The following is a 450-nucleotide window of genomic DNA, read 5'->3' on the forward strand; positions in this document are numbered from 1 at the left end:
GGCCTGCTCGCCGTCGTCCTCCTCGTCATGGCGCTGCCAGGCCGCCGCCGTGACGTCGACGACGACCTGCCCGAGGAGGAGCCCGTCCCGGCCGAGGCCATGGCCGGTGAGGGCCGCCGCGCCCGCCGGCTGCGCGCCCAGGCCGAGGCGGAGGCCGCCGCCGCGGCGCCGGCCGACGGGGCGGACGGCGCCGCGGACGGCACGGACGCGGGCGGTCCGGACCCGTACGGCACGGACGCCGAAGCCGGCATGCCCGCCCCGCCGGAGCACCCCCCGGCGTCGGTCCCGCACCAGGCCGGCTACGGCGACTGGGACCAGGGCCAGTACCAGAACGCGGGCTACGACGAGAACGCCTACGCGGCCGCCCCGTACCAGCAGTACCCGGACGGCGCCTACGGCGGACAGCAGTACCCGGCGGAGGGCTACCCGCAGCAGGACGGCGCGTACGAC

At 78.9% G+C, this 450-nt stretch carries 1 pseudogene; it reads left to right on the top strand.

From position 1 onward, the window contains the following. Positions 1 to 450: pseudogene (locus tag LPA54_RS38665) on the top strand (family 2 glycosyl transferase); the annotation flags it as partial.

It is taken from the genome of Streptomyces sp. DH12 (assembly GCF_020873895.1).
Lineage (GTDB): Bacteria > Actinomycetota > Actinomycetes > Streptomycetales > Streptomycetaceae > Streptomyces.